Origin of the sequence: Streptomyces sp. NPDC001604 (genome assembly GCF_042893475.1) — a bacterium.
GTDB lineage: Bacteria > Actinomycetota > Actinomycetes > Streptomycetales > Streptomycetaceae > Streptomyces.
This window is the reverse complement of sequence record NZ_JBIAUY010000003.1, coordinates 355698-370968: the sequence shown is the minus strand read 5'-3', so window position 1 is coordinate 370968 and position 15271 is coordinate 355698. Positions and strand designations below refer to the sequence as shown.

At 70.5% G+C, this 15271-nt stretch carries 13 protein-coding genes; 9 read left to right on the top strand and 4 right to left on the bottom strand.

What is annotated here, in order from left to right; all coding sequences use genetic code 11:
• Positions 1 to 45: 45 nt before the first annotated feature.
• Entirely contained in the window at positions 46 to 1008 is a 963-nt protein-coding gene (locus ACFY1E_RS11165) for an electron transfer flavoprotein subunit alpha/FixB family protein (RefSeq protein WP_389074038.1), read from the top strand.
• A gap of 58 nt (positions 1009 to 1066) precedes the next feature.
• Here the strand turns inward: ACFY1E_RS11165 and ACFY1E_RS11160 are convergent, their stop codons facing one another.
• Entirely contained in the window at positions 1067 to 1999 is a 933-nt protein-coding gene (locus ACFY1E_RS11160; RefSeq protein ID WP_389074036.1) for an endonuclease/exonuclease/phosphatase family protein, read from the bottom strand.
• Between the two features lie 210 nt (positions 2000 to 2209).
• Here ACFY1E_RS11160 and ACFY1E_RS11155 point away from each other — a divergent pair, with 210 nt between their 5' ends.
• Complete coding sequence (locus ACFY1E_RS11155) at positions 2210 to 3514, top strand: DUF6986 family protein (protein ID WP_389074033.1); 1305 nt, start codon at positions 2210 to 2212, stop codon at positions 3512 to 3514.
• A gap of 96 nt (positions 3515 to 3610) precedes the next feature.
• Positions 3611 to 5488, top strand: coding sequence for a protein kinase (locus ACFY1E_RS11150; protein ID WP_389074031.1), 1878 nt, complete (start codon positions 3611 to 3613; stop codon positions 5486 to 5488).
• A gap of 12 nt (positions 5489 to 5500) precedes the next feature.
• On the opposite strand, the gene ACFY1E_RS11145 is transcribed toward ACFY1E_RS11150, so the two are convergent.
• Positions 5501 to 6256 (bottom strand): hypothetical protein, encoded by a 756-nt coding sequence (locus tag ACFY1E_RS11145; RefSeq protein WP_389074028.1) that lies wholly within the window; start codon positions 6254 to 6256, stop codon positions 5501 to 5503.
• 7 nt (positions 6257 to 6263) lie between these two features.
• Entirely contained in the window at positions 6264 to 7313 is a 1050-nt protein-coding gene (locus tag ACFY1E_RS11140; RefSeq protein ID WP_389074026.1) for a LacI family DNA-binding transcriptional regulator, read from the bottom strand.
• Positions 7314 to 7573: 260 nt separating this feature from the next.
• Here ACFY1E_RS11140 and ACFY1E_RS11135 point away from each other — a divergent pair, with 260 nt between their 5' ends.
• Positions 7574 to 8521, top strand: a complete 948-nt coding sequence (locus ACFY1E_RS11135) for an ROK family protein (protein WP_389074023.1) — start codon at positions 7574 to 7576, stop codon at positions 8519 to 8521.
• Between the two features lie 41 nt (positions 8522 to 8562).
• Here ACFY1E_RS11135 and ACFY1E_RS11130 read toward each other — a convergent pair whose 3' ends face one another.
• Complete coding sequence (locus tag ACFY1E_RS11130; RefSeq protein ID WP_389074021.1) at positions 8563 to 10581, bottom strand: NPCBM/NEW2 domain-containing protein; 2019 nt, start codon at positions 10579 to 10581, stop codon at positions 8563 to 8565.
• 267 nt (positions 10582 to 10848) lie between these two features.
• Between ACFY1E_RS11130 and ACFY1E_RS11125 the strand changes: the two genes are divergently transcribed.
• The 5 genes from ACFY1E_RS11125 (at position 10849) to ACFY1E_RS11105 (ending at position 15245) form a co-directional block, all read left to right on the top strand.
• Positions 10849 to 12117: an ABC transporter substrate-binding protein gene (locus tag ACFY1E_RS11125; protein ID WP_389074019.1), complete on the top strand. Its 1269-nt coding sequence runs from the start codon at positions 10849 to 10851 to the stop codon at positions 12115 to 12117.
• Positions 12118 to 12136: 19 nt separating this feature from the next.
• Positions 12137 to 13054 (top strand): carbohydrate ABC transporter permease, encoded by a 918-nt coding sequence (locus tag ACFY1E_RS11120; RefSeq protein ID WP_389074017.1) that lies wholly within the window; start codon positions 12137 to 12139, stop codon positions 13052 to 13054.
• Positions 13051 to 13983, top strand: coding sequence for a carbohydrate ABC transporter permease (locus ACFY1E_RS11115; protein ID WP_389074014.1), 933 nt, complete (start codon positions 13051 to 13053; stop codon positions 13981 to 13983). The genes ACFY1E_RS11120 and ACFY1E_RS11115 overlap by 4 nt, the downstream gene beginning before the upstream one ends.
• A 75-nt stretch (positions 13984 to 14058) precedes the next feature.
• On the top strand, positions 14059 to 15042 hold the full coding sequence (locus tag ACFY1E_RS11110) for a TIGR01777 family oxidoreductase (RefSeq protein ID WP_389074012.1): 984 nt from the start codon (positions 14059 to 14061) through the stop codon (positions 15040 to 15042).
• Complete coding sequence (locus tag ACFY1E_RS11105; RefSeq protein ID WP_389074009.1) at positions 15039 to 15245, top strand: hypothetical protein; 207 nt, start codon at positions 15039 to 15041, stop codon at positions 15243 to 15245. The genes ACFY1E_RS11110 and ACFY1E_RS11105 overlap by 4 nt, the downstream gene beginning before the upstream one ends.
• Positions 15246 to 15271 lie beyond the last annotated feature (26 nt).

Genomic DNA, 15271 nt, shown 5'->3' with positions numbered 1-15271 from the left:
CCCTCACCGCCCCTCAGACTTCGCACATCGCAGGAGAGCAATCCCATGGCTGAAGTTCTCGTCTACGTCGACCACGTGGACGGTGCCGTCCGCAAGCCCACCCTGGAGCTGCTGACGCTGGCCCGCCGCATCGGTGAGCCGGTTGCCGTCGCGCTGGGCAACGGCGCCGGTGACACCGCCGCCGCGCTGGCCGAGCACGGCGCGACCCGCGTCCTGACCCACGAGGCGTCCGAGTATGCCGACTACCTGGTCGTCCCCAAGGTGGACGCCCTGCAGGCCGCCGTCGAGGCCGTCTCCCCGGCCGCGGTGCTGGTGCCGTCCTCCGCCGAGGGCAAGGAGATCGCCGCCCGTCTGGCGCTGCGCATCGGCTCCGGCATCATCACCGACGCCGTCGACCTGGAGGCCGGCGACGAGGGCCCGGTGGCCACCCAGTCGGTGTTCGCCGCGTCCTTCACCACCAAGTCCCGTATCAGCAAGGGCACGCCGGTCATCACCGTCAAGCCGAACTCCGCCGCCGTGGAGGCCGCGCCGGCCGCAGGCAGCGTCGAGGCCCTGACGGTGTCGTTCTCGGAGAAGGCGACCGGCACGAAGGTCACCGGCCGTACGCCGCGGGAGTCGACCGGGCGTCCGGAGCTGACCGAGGCCGCGATCGTGGTCTCCGGCGGCCGCGGCGTCAACGGCGCCGAGAACTTCCCGCTCATCGAGGCCCTCGCCGACTCCCTCGGCGCGGCCGTCGGCGCCTCCCGTGCCGCGGTGGACGCCGGCTGGTACCCGCACACCAACCAGGTCGGCCAGACCGGCAAGTCGGTCTCGCCGCAGCTGTACATCGCCAACGGCATCTCCGGCGCCATCCAGCACCGGGCCGGCATGCAGACCTCGAAGACGATCGTGGCGGTCAACAAGGACCCCGAGGCCCCGATCTTCGACCTGGTCGACTACGGCGTGGTCGGCGACCTCTTCGACGTCGTCCCCCAGCTCACCGAGGAGATCAACGCCCGCAAGGGCTGATCACCCGAAGGCCGGCCGAGGCCCCCGCGACTGCACGAACAGTCGCGGGGGCCTCGGCTCATTCCAGACTGAGCGAGGCCTGTACGGGCAGATGGTCGCTCGGGAACTGGCCGTCGAGGGAGAAGGTGTCCACCGACGCACGGTGTGTCCTCACCCGTGGTGTGGTGAGGATCCAGTCGATGCGGTCGCCGTTCGGGGTGAGCCCCTTGTAGCCGTGGAAGGTCCCGTACGGGGCACTGCGGTGCGCCGCCGCGTCCCAGGTGTCGAGGAGTCCCGAGCCCACCAGCGTGCCGTAGACCGGGTTCCGGTGCGCGGCGGCGTTGAAGTCGCCGGTCACCACGGCCGGGAGCGAACGGTCGAGCCGGGCGATCCGCTGCACCATCAGCGAGGCGCTGCGCTCGCGCGCGTATTGGCTCGCGTGGTCGAAGTGGGTGTTGAGGACATAGAACTGCCGTCCGCCGTCGGCGAGATCGCGGAAGCGGACCCAGGTGACGATGCGCGGGAAGGCGGCGCCCCAGGTGTTCGAGCGGATGACCTCCGGGGTGTCGGAGAGCCAGAACGTGTAGTGCTCGACGGGGGCCAGGCGCCGGTTGTCGTAGAAGATCGCCGTGGACTCGTCGCGGCTGCCGCCCTCGCGGCCGGTGCCGATCCAGTCGTAGGACGGGCCGAGGTCGGAGTCGATGTCGCGCAGCTGCTGGTAGAGGCCCTCCTGGGTGCCGATGACGTGGGGGTGCGCGCGACGCAGCAGCTCACCCATCACCGGTCTGCGGTCCCTCCAGCTGTTGGGTTCCTTCGTGCTCGCGAAACGCAGGTTGAAGGTCATGACCTCGAGCCGGGGCGCCCGGCGCGCCTGTGTCGAGGGGGACGGCGCGGGCGAGGCGGACGAGGCGGACGAGGCGGAGATCGCGGCGCCGGCGAGCGGCACGGTGACCGCCGCGGCCAAGGTCGCCTTGAGGCCCAGACGGCGGGTGACTCGGCGGTGGTTCGGCACGGAGGCTCCTTCGGTGGCGGCGGCCGGACGAGTCGTGCGAGGGCGAGTCGTGCGCAGGGAAGTGTCATACCCGCGTGTGAGATGGACGTGAACATGCCGAGATCACGGCGTTGCTCCCCCGTGGACATGGTGTTGACCACCGGAAGGTGCCCAGATAACTTCATTCTACGGATTGTTGATTCCGTACAGTGGAAAACAGGAGGGTATGGGATGGGTCAGGGCCAGCAGGAGAAGGTGGCGACGAGCCTCGCGGGCGCGATCAGCGAGGAGATCAGCGCCTCCCTCGCCCCGGTCGACGCCGAACTGGAGCGCCGCTACCCGGGGGACCCTGGCACCCGCCAGCCCGTCCACACCGTCTATGTCCCGGGTGACGTCTTCGACGCCGACACCATCCGCTCCTGGGGAGACCGGGCCCTTGCGGCCCTCGACGAACACGCCCCGGACGCCGCCTCCTTCGCGGCCGTCCTCGGCCTGTCCGACGAGCTCGCCGAGCCCGTCCACGCGCGTGTGCGCGCCAAGCTGGAGCGTGAGCCCATCGAGGACCTGCGCGTCGACTTCGAGGACGGCTACGGCCCCCGCCCGGACGCCGAGGAGGACGAGGCGGCCGCCCGGGCGGCCCGTCTGATCGCGGAGGCGTACGCGAAGGGGACGGCGGCCCCGTACATGGGCATCCGCATGAAGTGCATGGAGGCGCCGGTACGCGACCGGGGCATCCGCACCCTCGACATCTTCCTCAGCGGTCTGATGGAGGCCGGCGGGCTGCCCGACGGGCTGGTGCTGACGCTGCCCAAGGTGACGTACGCCGAGCAGGTGACCGCCATGGTGCGGCTCCTGGAGGCCTTCGAGAAGGCGCGCGGGCTCGAACCCGGCCGGATCGGATTCGAGATCCAGATCGAGACCAGCCAGTCCATCCTCGCCACCGACGGCACCGCCACGGTCGCCCGCATGATCCAGGCCGCCGAGGGTCGCGCCACCGGACTGCACTACGGCACCTTCGACTACAGCGCCTGCCTCGGCGTCTCCGCCGCCTACCAGGCCAGCGACCACCCGGCCGCCGACCACGCCAAGGCGATCATGCAGGTCGCGGCGGCCGGCACGGGCGTACGCGTCTCGGACGGCTCCACCAACGTCCTGCCGATCGGCCCGACGGAGAAGGTCCACGACGCCTGGCGGCTCCACTACGGCCTCACCCGCCGGGCCCTCGCCCGCGCCTACTACCAGGGCTGGGACATGCACCCCGGCCACATCCCCACCCGGTACGCGGCCGTCTTCGCCTTCTACCGCGAGGGCTTCGAGCAGGCCGCCGCCCGCCTCGCGCGGTACGCCAACCGGGCCGGCGGCGACGTCATGGACGAGCCCGCCACCGCCAAGGCCCTCAGCGGCTATCTGCTGCGCGGTCTGGACTGCGGCGCGCTGGACATCGCCGAGGTCGCCCGGCTGACCGGTCTGACCCGGGCCGATCTCGAAGGCTTCGCGGCACCCCGGCGCGGCGACCTGACCGCGTCCGCCAAGTAGCGGACCCGTCACAGCAGTCACCACCGGCTGGCGTTGTCACCCCCGCCCCGTAGTCTGTACGGCACGCATTGGCATGTCACAGGAACGGGGCGGGCGGTGTCTTCGGGGGAGTCCTCAGGCGGGAACGGCCAGGCTGACGGGACGGGGCGGCTGCTGGCAGGGCGCTATCGCGTCGTGGCGCAGCTCGGCCGCGGAGGCATGAGCGTCGTCTGGAGAGCCGTCGACGAGGTGCTGGGCCGTGAGGTCGCCGTCAAGGAACTGCGCACCTACACCGACGCCGACGGGCCCGAACTCGCCGATCTGCGGCTGCGGATGCAGCGCGAGGCGCGCGCGGCGGCCCGGGTGCGCCACCCCGGAGTCGTCGCCGTGCACGACGTGACCGAGGTCGACGGCCGTCCGCTCATCGTCATGGAGCTGGTCGACGGGCCGTCCCTGGAACAGGTGTTGCGCGAGCGGGGCTCCCTCGACCCGGTCGAGGCCGCCGGTATCGGCGCCAAGGTGATGGACGCGCTGGCGGCCGCCCACCGGGCCGGCGTCCTGCACCGTGACGTGAAGCCCGGCAACATCCTGCTCGAGGGGTCCGGCCGCGTCGTCCTGACGGACTTCGGCATCGCGGCCATGGAGGACCCGGGCGACGGTGCGACCGCTCACCTGACGCGCAGCGGAGCGCTCGTCGGCTCCCTGGACTACCTGGCGCCCGAGCGGGCCCAGGGCGCCGAGGCGAGCCCGGCCTCCGACGTCTGGGCCCTGGGAGCCACGCTGTACGCGGCCGTCGAGGGGGCCTCGCCCTTCCGACGCACCTCGACGTACTCCACGCTCACCGCGATCGTCACCGAGCCCCTGCCGGAGCCGGAGCATGCCGGGCCGCTCACGCCCGTGCTCCGGCAACTGCTGGACAAGAGGCCCGAGACCCGCCCGGAGGCCGAGCAGGGGCGCGCTCTGCTGCAGGCGGTGGCGGACGCGGGCGGCACGGACACGCCGACGACGACCCTGCGCGATCACGCGGCGCCGAGGGCGCAGACGCAGCCCGACGTCCCGTCGCTGCCCCCAGGGTTCCTCATGCCGGGAGCGGCGCAGGGTCCCGCTCCCACCGAGCAGCGAGGGCCGGTGCCGCCCGGCTCCGACCCGGCCGCACGGCACGACCAGTCGGCGCCCGGCTCCAGTCCCGCGCCGTTCGCCGCACACGCACACGCGACGCCGGGCTTCGGCCCGCCCGCGACGTACAACCCGGCACCGGACCTGGCGACGGTCCCCACCGGGCCCATACCGCCCTCGACCTCCCCGCGCCGCAAGGGCCGCGCCCTGCTCGCCGCCGCGGCCGTCACCGTCGTCCTCGCGGCGGCCGGCGGCACCGTCGCCCTGCTGAACGCCCGGAACACGGAAGCGAACACGCGCACCTCCGCGTCCCGTTCGGACGCCCAGGGTTCCGCGTCCGTCACCGACCGCACCGACGCAGGCCACTCGGACGGCCCCAAGCCGACGGAGCAGGGCGACAAGAAGACCCCGGCGCCGACGAAGACCGCCGGTCAGAAGGGCGGGGCCACGCCGACGAACCGGGCCTCGTCCTCGGCCAAGTCCCCGGGCGGCGGCACCACCGGGGGCGGTACCGTGGGCGGTACGACCTCAGGCGGCACCACCACCGGCGGCGGCAGCGGCGGTACGACGGGCGGAGGGGGCGCGACCACCCCGGCACCGGCCTGCACCTCCATAGGCGGCGGCAAGTACAACTGCACGGTCTGGCGCACCGCCAAGTCCTACACGGCCTCCGGCACCGAGGTCGGCGTCCTCGGCGCGGGCACCAACTACTTCTACTGCCAGCAGAACCTGGGCCGGCGCGAGACCTACGGCCAGTGGACCAACGTCTGGTGGGCGAAGACGGACGACGACAGCGGCAACACGAACGTCTACGTCAGCGACGTCTACGTCAAGGGCGGCGACAACGACCAGCCGATCCCCGGGCTCCCGGTCTGCTGACGCCCCTCACGCTCACCCCTCCGCCACGTACCGTTCCAGCCCCGACTCCGTCACCAGCTTCTCCTCGGCGAACACCCGGGTGCCCCGCTCGCACAGCTCCGCGTCGGCACGCGCCCGCCTGCAGAACTCCTCGGGTGTGACACCGAACAGCTCCCTCAACCGGGCCGAACCGACGAGGAGTTCGGTGAGCAGCGCCCGCTGAGCGATCGGCCCGCGCGGTGCCGCCGAACCGTTGCGCAGGACCCCGCGCCGGTTGACGTAGACGTACGCACCGGGCAGCCGCGTCCCGTCCTCCAACTCGATCCCCACCTCCGGCTCCTGCAGCCAGGCACGCCGGAAGTTGCCGAACCGCAGCGGTACGCCCTCGCTCGCGTCGATCAGTGCGAGCTGCCCGGCGTCCAGCCAGGTCACGAACAAGTCCCGTACGGTGCCGGGCGCCTCGACCGGTGAAGCGGACACATAGCCCAGGCGGCTGACGTGTGCGGAGACGCCCACGTCGATGCCGGTGACCCGCGCGCGCACCATCGGGATGGGGGAGGTGATCCCGGACTCGTCCATCTTGTGGCGCAGTTGGCCCGGGCAGGCGTTGGAGCCGACCGCCAGCACGGGGACGCGGTCCTCGTGCACCAGGCGGTCGAGGGGCAGGAAACGGCCGCCGTCGAGGAGCCCGGACCGCGTGGGCCAGGCTCCCGGGTAGAGCAGCGGGTGGTCACGCGGGGCCGCCGCGAGGCCCAGGGCTTCGAGGCTGTGGTCCGCTCGACCGTCCATGGGCGGCTCAGTCCGCCGGCGGCAGCTCGCCCGAACCACGGGTGATCAGCCGGGTCGGCAGCTCGATGCGCTCCGGGGTGAGCAGAGCGCCGTCGAGCTGGCGGAAGAGGCGGTCGGCGGCGGTGCGCCCGAGGGCCGCCGCGTCCTGGGCGACGACGGTGACGCCCGGCTGCAGCAGATCGGCGAGCTCGAAGTCGTCGAAGCCGACCAGGGCGACCCGGCGGGGCTGCTCGGCGAGGACCCGGACCACGGTGACCGTCACGCGGTTGTTGCCCGCGAACACCGCGGTGACCGGGGCGGGCCCGGAGAGCATCTCCTCGGCGGCCCGGCGCACCCGCTGCGGATCCGTCACGCCCAGGGACATCCAGGAGTCCTCGACCGGGATGCCCGCGTCCTCCATGGCGGCGCGATAGCCCCGCAGGCGCTCGGCGGCCGTGTGGATACGGGGCATGTCGCCGATGAAGCCGATCCGGCGGTGGCCGTGGGCGATGAGGTGGGCGACGCCGTCGCGGGCGCCGCCGTAGTTGTCGGACAGGACGACATCGGCGTCGATCTTCCCGGCGGGCCGGTCGACGAACACCGTGGCGACACCCGCCCTGATCTCGGGCTCCAGATAGCGGTGGTCGTCACCGGCCGGAATGATCACCAGGCCGTCCACCCGCCGCGCGCACAGGGCCAGCGCCAGCTCCTGCTCGCGATCGGGGTCCTCGGCGCTGGAGCCGTTGATCAGCAGGGCGCCGTGCGCGCGGGCCACCTCCTCGACCGCGCGGCTGAGGGGGCCGTAGAACGGGTCGGCGAGGTCCTCCAGGACCAGGCCGATGCTGGCGGTGCGACCCTTGCGCAGCACGCGCGCGCTGTCGTTGCGGCGGAAGCCGAGCGCGTCGATGGCCTCCTGGACGCGGCGCTCGGTCTCGGGGGTGACGCCGGGCTCGCCGTTGACCACGCGGGAGACGGTCTTCAGGCCGACTCCGGCGCGCGCCGCAACGTCCTTCATGGTGGGACGGTTGCCGTACCGCGTTGCGGAGAGGGGGGCTGTTCGGCGAGCGGTCTCGGGCACGATGCGCTGTCCTGTCCTGTCTCGTCCACGGGTCTCATCCACGGGTCTCGTCCACGGGGATGCGTCAGACCATGAGTTTGTATGAGGATGTGGCGTCGAGCATAGAGCCTGGACAACGTTGTCATAAGCGCGAGAGACTGTCCATCGCAATCTCCGGCCTGCGCCCCCACCGCAAGGTCGGCCGCCCATCTCCGTAGTTGAAGGGGGAACCTTCCCCTGGCCAACGGGGATCCGATGGTTTTCGGGGAGATCCGACACTGATGCACACCGACCTCGTGGCAGCGCTCGACATCGGCGGTACAAAGATCGCCGGGGCGCTGGTGGACGGCCACGGCCAGATCGTGGTGCGCGCTCAGCGTGCGACGCCCGCGCAGCAGGACGGCGAGACCGTGATGGGTGCCGTGCGGGAGGTCCTCGGCGAGCTGACCGCCGCGCCCCTGTGGGGCCGCGCCACGGCGCTCGGGATCGGCAGCGCGGGCCCGGTGGACGCCTCCGCGGGTACGGTGAGCCCGGTGAACGTGCCGGGCTGGCGCGACTTCCCGCTCGTGCGGCGGGTCCAGGACGCGGTCGGGGGGCTGCCGGTCGAGCTGATCGGTGACGGCGTGGCGATCACGGCGGCCGAGCACTGGCAGGGCGCCGCCCGCGGCCACGACAACGCGCTGTGCATGGTGGTCTCCACGGGTGTCGGCGGCGGCCTGGTGCTGAACGGTCAACTGCACCCCGGCCCCACCGGCAACGCGGGCCATATCGGCCACATCAGCGTCGATCTCGACGGCGACCCCTGCCCGTGCGGCTCGCGCGGCTGCGTCGAACGCATCGCGAGCGGCCCCAACATCGCCCGCCGCGCCCTGGAGAACGGCTGGCGGCCCGGCCCCGACGGCGACACCTCAGCGGCCGCGGTGGCCGCCGCCGCCCGCGCCGGGGATCCGGTCGCCCTCGCCTCCTTCGAGCGCGCCGCCCAGGCACTGGCCGCCGGCATCGCGGCCACCGCCACGCTCGTCGAGATCGACATCGCGGTGATCGGCGGGGGCGTGGGCAAGGCGGGCGACGTGCTGTTCACCCCGCTGCGCAAGGCCCTCGGCGACTACGCGACCCTGTCCTTCGTGCAGCGCCTGGAGATCACGCCGGCCCAGATGGGCACGGACGCCGGGCTGGTCGGGGCGGCCGCGGCCGCGCTCGCCAAGCGGGCGGACGCGGCCGCGGTCTGAGAGAGCGGTGACATCGGGCCGACGGGCCTTCCAGAGCGGACTCAGCAGGTCAACTGCGCGTTCGCCCAGTCCGCATGGTCCGAGTCGATGCCGTCGCCGCCGTCGGTGACGACCAGGCGGACCACCTGGGCGCCGGTCACATCGGCGGTGAGCGGCTGGGCGGGCATCGCATTGGTCAGCACACCGGTCGAGGCCACCTTGGTGCCGTCGGCCCAGATCTCGAACGCGACGGTGCCGTTCGCGCCCTTCTCGTCGTCGACGCCGACATCGGCGGTGACCGTCCTGCACGCCTTGCCGGTGTAGTACTCGACGGCGCTCTCCGCGTGGACGCCGAGTCCCTTGCCGTACACCACCCCGCCGATGGTGAGGGGACGGCCGTCGCCCGCGGCGCTCTCCCCGTTGCTGGTGTTGCGCTCGACCGGCCCATAGCCGTTCGTGGCCGACAGCCACGGCAGATCGCCGAGTCCCGACGTCCCCGAGGGCGGCGGCACGACGACGGAAGCGGTCAGCGGGACCGAGCTGACGACGCGGTCACCGCTCGCCGAGCGGTAGCTCACCTTGAGGGTCACGTCGTACGACCCTGTCGGTGTTCCCGCCGGGGCGGTGAGCGACCACTGGGTGCGCAGGGAACGGCCCGTCGGCAGCGAGGCGGCCGTGGTCCGTGAGGTCGCCTCGACGGCCCAGCCCCGGGGCCCGGTCAGCGAGACGGACACGCGCCGGGCGGGCGTACGGCCCAGGTCGGTGACGGTCGACGTCAGCGCGGCCGCCTTGCCCGCCTCGACCAACGGGCTGCCGTCCGGGCCGAGTTCGACGGCGGGCGGGTGCGCCGCCCACTTGGGGTCGGCAAAGACCCGTACGAGGACCGTGCCGTGCGCCGGAACGGTTGCCGAGATGGCGCCGGCGGTGTTGTAGCTCTTGTGCTGCCACAGGTCGCGCAGGGTGTAGGCGTCGGCGGCGGGCAGGCCCACGGCCTCGGCGGTGGTGCTGATGTGCTGGGCGGTTCCGGACTCGTTGAACAGGGCCACCGCCCGGCTGCCGTCCTTCATCTCCTTGGCGACGACCCAGCGCCCGCCCTGGGAGGAGACGACCGTGCCCTGCTTGCCCAGGGGGTCCTGGTCGACGGCGACGACCTCCTTGTTGTCGAGGATGTCGAAGGTCGCCCGGGAGGCGTTGCGCAGATCGGAGCCGATGAGGAGCGGGGCGGCCATGATCGACCACATCGAGAAGTGCGAGCGGTACTCGGTGTCCGTCATGCCGCCGTTGCCGACCTCCAGCATGTCGGGGTCGTTCCAGTGCCCGGGGCCCGCGTACGGCGCGAGTGGCAGGTTCTTCTTCAGGATGGACAGCATCGAACCCCAGTTGTCGCTGATGTCGCCCGTCGTACGCCACAAGTGGCCCACGTCGGCCGCCCATTCCCAGGGTTTGTTCTGGCCCCATTCGCAGATGCTGTAGACGATCGGCCGACCGGTTGCCTCGATGGCGTCGCGCATGGTCGTGTAACGCACCTTGGCGTCCACACCTTGGTTATTGCAGTTGTCGTACTTGACGTAGTCCACGCCCCAGTCCGCGAACTGCCGGGCGTCGCTGTACTCGTGACCGAGCGCGCCCGGGAATCCGGCGCTGTTGCACGTCTTCGTGCCCGCGCTGGTGTAGATGCCGAGTTTGAGCCCCTTGGCGTGAACATAGTCGGCGACCGCCTTGATCCCGTTCGGGAAGCGGGCCGGATCGGGTACGAGTTTGCCGTCGGTGTCCCGGGCCGGCAGAGCCCAGCAGTCGTCGAGGTTGACGTACTGGTATCCGGCGTTCTTGAGGCCTTTCTCGACGAAGATGTCCGCGATTCCCTTGACCATGGACTCGTTGAACTCGGCACGGCAGTGCGTGGAGTTCCAGTTGTTGAAGCCCATCGGCGGGGTCAGGGCGAGGCCGTCGGCCAGGGCGGGGGCGGCGGGTGCGGTGGTTGCCGCCACGGCGGGCGCGGCGAGACCCGTGGCGCCCAGCAGCCCTGCGGTGAGCGCTCCGACCACTCTTCGACGGGTTGTGCGGGTGGGAAGGTGACGCATCGTTACGTTCCTCCGGGCACAGGAAAGGTGGGATGACGTCATGTCCGCGTCATCTCTGCGCGTTTACGGTAAGACCTGTCGGACTCTGTTGGAAGAGAGTAGGTAACGGTTGTTCGATATCCCGTCAGACCCCTTGACTGCATGGCCAGACGGAGGTGTGATCCGACTCACGCGTTCGGTTGTGTTGGGTGGCACTCCTGGGAGGGGCACATGGCACAGTCCTCGTTCGATCCGTTGGTCCAGCCCAAGGTTGGGGCAGGTCATCGGATGTCCCGGCGGAGTCTCTTACGCGGCTCAGCCCTTGCTGCGGGTGCGGTCACGCTGCCCGCACTGCTGTCGGGGTGCGGTGCGGGACCCGGCGGCGACAAGAAGGAAGTGACGGTCGGCTCCAACGCCTCGGACGCGGTACCGAAGACGGCATACGCGGCCGCGTTCCAGGCGTACGAGAAGAAGACCGGAAAGAAGGTGAAGGTCAACACCAAGGACCACAACGACTTCCAGGAGAACATCAACCGCTATCTTCAGGGCACCCCCGACGACGTCTTCATGTGGTTTGCCGGCTACCGCATGCAGTACTTCGCGGAGAAAGGCCTGTTGACCGAGATCAGTGACGTCTGGAAGAGCTTCTCGGGTTTCTCGGACGCCCTGAAGGCGCAGTCCACGCACGACGGCAAGCAGTACTTCGTGCCGTACTACTACTATCCGTGGGCGGTCTTCCACCGTAAGAGCCTCTTCCGGCAGAAGGGCTACCAACAGCCCGCCAAATGGGACGACTTCATCGCGCTCGCCAAGCAGATGCAGAAGGACGGCAACCCGGTCGCGTTCTGCGACAAGGACGGCTGGCCCGCGATGGGCACATTCGACTACATCAATCTGCGGCTGAACGGATACGAGTTCCACAAGTCCCTGATGGCGGGCGAGGAGTCGTGGACCGACATCAAGGTGAAGAACGTCTTCGACACCTGGCGCGAACTCATGCCGTACTACCAGAAGGGCGCCCTCGGCCGCACCTGGGAGGAGGCCGGACAGAGCCTGCAGCAGCGCAGGACGGGCATGGCCGTGTTCGGCATGCCGCACCCCGGCACCCAGTTCCCGGCGAGCCAGCGCGACGACATCGACTTCTTCGCCTTCCCGGAGATCGACCCGCAGTGGGGCCAGGACGCCGTCGAGGCGCCCATCGACGGCTTCCTCGTCGCGAAGAAGTCCAAGAACCTCACCGGCGCCAGGAACCTGCTGAAATGGCTCGGCAAGCCCGAGGCCGAGGACGTCTACCTCACGCACGACCCCAACAACGTGGCGGTCAACTCCGGTGCCGACACCTCGAAGTACAGCGCCCTGCAGAAGAAATCCGCACAACTCGTCTCCGGCGCCCGGCAGATCTCGCAGTTCCTGGACCGCGACACCCGGCCCGACTTCGCATCGACGGTGATGATCCAGTCGATCCAGGACTTCATCGGCAATCCGAAGGACGTCGACGGGCTGTGCAACAGCATCGAACGGCAGAAGAAGACCATCTTCTCGCAGCCCGTCGGCTGATCACCGGGGGAGTTGTTCCATGGCGCTCACCTTCCCGCGACGCGCCGGACGACGGCGGCGCCTGAGGCGGTTCACCCGCCGCGACGTCGCCGTCCTCGGCCTGCTGCTCGGCATCCCGGTCCTGCTCGACATCGCCGTCGTCTGGGGCCCGACGCTCGCCTCGATCGGTCTGTCCTTCACCGCCTGGGACGGCATCGGAGACATCCACTGGGTCGGCCTCGACAACTACAGGAACCTCGCCGACAACTACCCGCCGTTCTGGCCGGCGGTCCGCCACAACATCATGTGGCTGCTGTTCCTCGGCCTGATCGCCACGCCCTTCGGCCTGTTCCTGGCCGTACTCATCGACCGGGGTGTCCGCTTCAGCCGCTTCTACCAGTCCGTCCTCTATCTGCCGGTGGTGCTCTCGCTCGCCATCGTCGGCTTCATCGCCCAGCTGATCCTCGGCACCGACCAGGGTGTGGTCAACACGATCCTGGGCCACCGCGACGACCCCGTCGACTGGCTCGGCGACTCCCGCCTCAACCTCTGGATGATGATGCTCGCGGCGAGCTGGCGGCACGTCGGCTACGTGATGATCCTCTACCTGGCCGGGCTGAAGTCCGTCGACCCGCAGCTCAAGGAGGCGGCGGCGATCGACGGCGCCAACGAGCGGCAGACCTTCTTCCGTGTGGTCTTCCCGACCCTGCGCCCGGTCAACGTCGTCGTCGGAGTCATCACCGTCATCGAGGCCCTGCGCGCCTTCGACATCGTCTACGCCGTCAACAAGGGCCGCAACGGCCTGGAGCTGCTGTCGGTCCTCATCACCGACAACATCATCGGCGAGGCCAGCCGCATCGGCTTCGGCTCGGCCATCGCGGTCGTCCTGCTCGTCGTGTCCCTCGGCTTCATCGTGACCTTCCTGGTCCAAGAGCTGCGAGGTGCGCGCGAGCGATGACGGCAGACATCCGAACCACCGCGTCCACCGCGCCCCGTCGCCGGATGCCGGCACCGGCCCGCAGCCCGAAGTCCCGGCCACGGCGCGGACGTTGGGGCGTGCACATCTTCCTGACGGCGGTCTCACTGGCGTTCCTCGCGCCGCTGCTGCTCGCCGTCTACGCCAGCCTGCGGCCGTACGAGGAAACCGCGCAGCACGGCTACCTCTCCTGGCCCAGGCACCTTTCGTTCGCCTACTACCGCCGGGCCTACACCGAGTCCGGCATGGGCAGGTACTTCACCAACACCTTGCTGATCGCGATGCCCGCCGTCGTCGTCACGCTCTTCCTGGCGTCCTTCGTCGCGTTCGCGGTCTCCCGTCTCAAACTGCGCGGCGGCATCGTCCTGCTGATGTGCTTCACGGCGGGCAACCTGCTGCCGCAACAGGTGATCGTGACACCCCTGTACGTCCTGTTCAACAGGATCCCGCTGCCCTGGTGGATGTCCGACTCGCTGACGATGTACGACTCCTACTGGGCCGTCATCGTGGTCCACATCGGCTTCCAGACGGGCTTCTGCGTCTTCGTCCTCGCCCATTTCATGCGCACCCTGCCGCAGGAGATCCTGGAGGCGGCGATCGTCGACGGCGCGGGCGTGTGGACCCAGTTCTGGCGCATCACGCTGCCGCTGTGCCGCCCGGCTCTCGCGGCCCTGGCCACCCTGGAGTTCACCTGGATCTACAACGACTTCCTCTGGGCCCTGATCTTCATCTCGAACCCCGACAAGCTGCCGATCACGTCCTCGCTGAACAATCTGCGCGGGCAGTTCTTCACCGACTACAACCTGCTGGCCGCCGGCTCGGTCCTGGTCGCCCTCCCGACGATCCTCGTGTTCCTGCTGCTGCAGCGGCACTTCATCGCCGGCCTGACGCTGGGCTCGACGAAGGGATAGGGGAGAGCCGACCAGATTTTTTGAACGCGTTCAAGTTCCTGGGTTAGGCTTCAGCCCTACGAAGGGGGAAGCCTGATGAAGATCGTCATTCCCGGTGGGACGGGGCAGGTCGGCACGATCCTGAGGCGGGCGCTGACGGCCGCCGGTCACGAGGTCGTGATCCTCACCCGGCGGCCGGTGCGCGAGGGCGAGGTCCGCTGGGACGGCGAGCATCTGGGCCCCTGGGCCGAGGAGATCACCGGCAGCGACGTCGTGATCAACCTGGCCGGGCGCAGCGTCAGCTGCCGGTACACCCCGGCCAACCTGAAGGCCATGATGGACTCCCGGGTGAACTCGGCCCGGGTCGTCGGCGAGGCGATCGCGTCCGCCGCGCAGCCGCCCCGCGTCTGGCTCCAGATGAGCACGGCCACGGTCTACGCCCACCGCTTCGACGCGCCCCACGACGAGAGGGCCGGCGTGATCGGCGGCAGCGAGCCCGGCGTCCCCGGCTACTGGGCCTACAGCGTGGAGATCGCCAAGAACTGGGAACGGGCGCAGGAGGACGCCGACACACCCCGCACCCGCAAGGTCGCCCTGCGCTCCGCCATGGTGATGAGCCCCGACCGCGGAGGAGTCTTCGACGTCCTGCTGCGGCTGGCGCGGCTCGGCCTCGGCGGCCCGGTCGCGGGAGGCGCGCAGTACGTGTCCTGGATCCACGAGCGCGACTTCGTCCGCGCGGTGGAGTTCCTCGTCGACCGGGACGACCTGGCCGGACCGGTGAACCTCGCCGCTCCGGGGCCGCTGCCGCACCGCGCCTTCATGCGGGCCCTGCGCACCGCCTGGGGCATGCCGGTCGGGCTTCCCGCCACGCGCTGGATGGCGGAACTCGGTGCCTTCGCCCTGCGCTCGGACACCGAACTCCTGCTGAAGAGCCGCCGGGTCGTCCCCGGCCGGCTGCTCGAAGCGGGGTTCGCCTTCGAGTACGCCCGGTGGCCCGAGGCCGCCGCCGACCTGGTGCGCCAGGTGCGCGACGGACGAGGGCGTGACCCGCGGGCGGTTTCACAGTTGAACCGGGCATGAAGAAACGCAGCATGCTCGCCATCGCCTCCCTCGCGACCGGTTTCGTCGTCGCGGCCATCAGCCCCTCGCAACACGCCGACCACCAGGTGGTCGGTGATCACCAGACGCTCGGCGACCTGGGCGTCGAGGACACCGTCGGCACGGTCACCCACACGACCGGGGACGAGGGCCTCGCCGGCCCCGGCAAGGCCCTCGGCCAGTAGCACCGAGGCGGACGAGGCCGGACCGC

What these genes read in the sequence shown, in the direction of transcription:
- ACFY1E_RS11165 (WP_389074038.1), top strand. Translation starts at nt 46, where the DNA reads ATGGCTGAAGTTCTCGTCTACGTCGACCACGTGGACGGTGCCGTCCGC.
- ACFY1E_RS11155 (WP_389074033.1), top strand. Translation starts at nt 2,210, where the DNA reads ATGGGTCAGGGCCAGCAGGAGAAGGTGGCGACGAGCCTCGCGGGCGCG.
- ACFY1E_RS11145 (WP_389074028.1), bottom strand. Translation starts at nt 6,256, where the DNA reads ATGGACGGTCGAGCGGACCACAGCCTCGAAGCCCTGGGCCTCGCGGCG.
- ACFY1E_RS11135 (WP_389074023.1), top strand. Translation starts at nt 7,574, where the DNA reads ATGCACACCGACCTCGTGGCAGCGCTCGACATCGGCGGTACAAAGATC.
- ACFY1E_RS11130 (WP_389074021.1), bottom strand. Translation starts at nt 10,581, where the DNA reads ATGCGTCACCTTCCCACCCGCACAACCCGTCGAAGAGTGGTCGGAGCG.
- ACFY1E_RS11125 (WP_389074019.1), top strand. Translation starts at nt 10,849, where the DNA reads ATGTCCCGGCGGAGTCTCTTACGCGGCTCAGCCCTTGCTGCGGGTGCG.
- ACFY1E_RS11120 (WP_389074017.1), top strand. Translation starts at nt 12,137, where the DNA reads ATGGCGCTCACCTTCCCGCGACGCGCCGGACGACGGCGGCGCCTGAGG.
- ACFY1E_RS11115 (WP_389074014.1), top strand. Translation starts at nt 13,051, where the DNA reads ATGACGGCAGACATCCGAACCACCGCGTCCACCGCGCCCCGTCGCCGG.
- ACFY1E_RS11110 (WP_389074012.1), top strand. Translation starts at nt 14,059, where the DNA reads ATGAAGATCGTCATTCCCGGTGGGACGGGGCAGGTCGGCACGATCCTG.
- ACFY1E_RS11105 (WP_389074009.1), top strand. Translation starts at nt 15,039, where the DNA reads ATGAAGAAACGCAGCATGCTCGCCATCGCCTCCCTCGCGACCGGTTTC.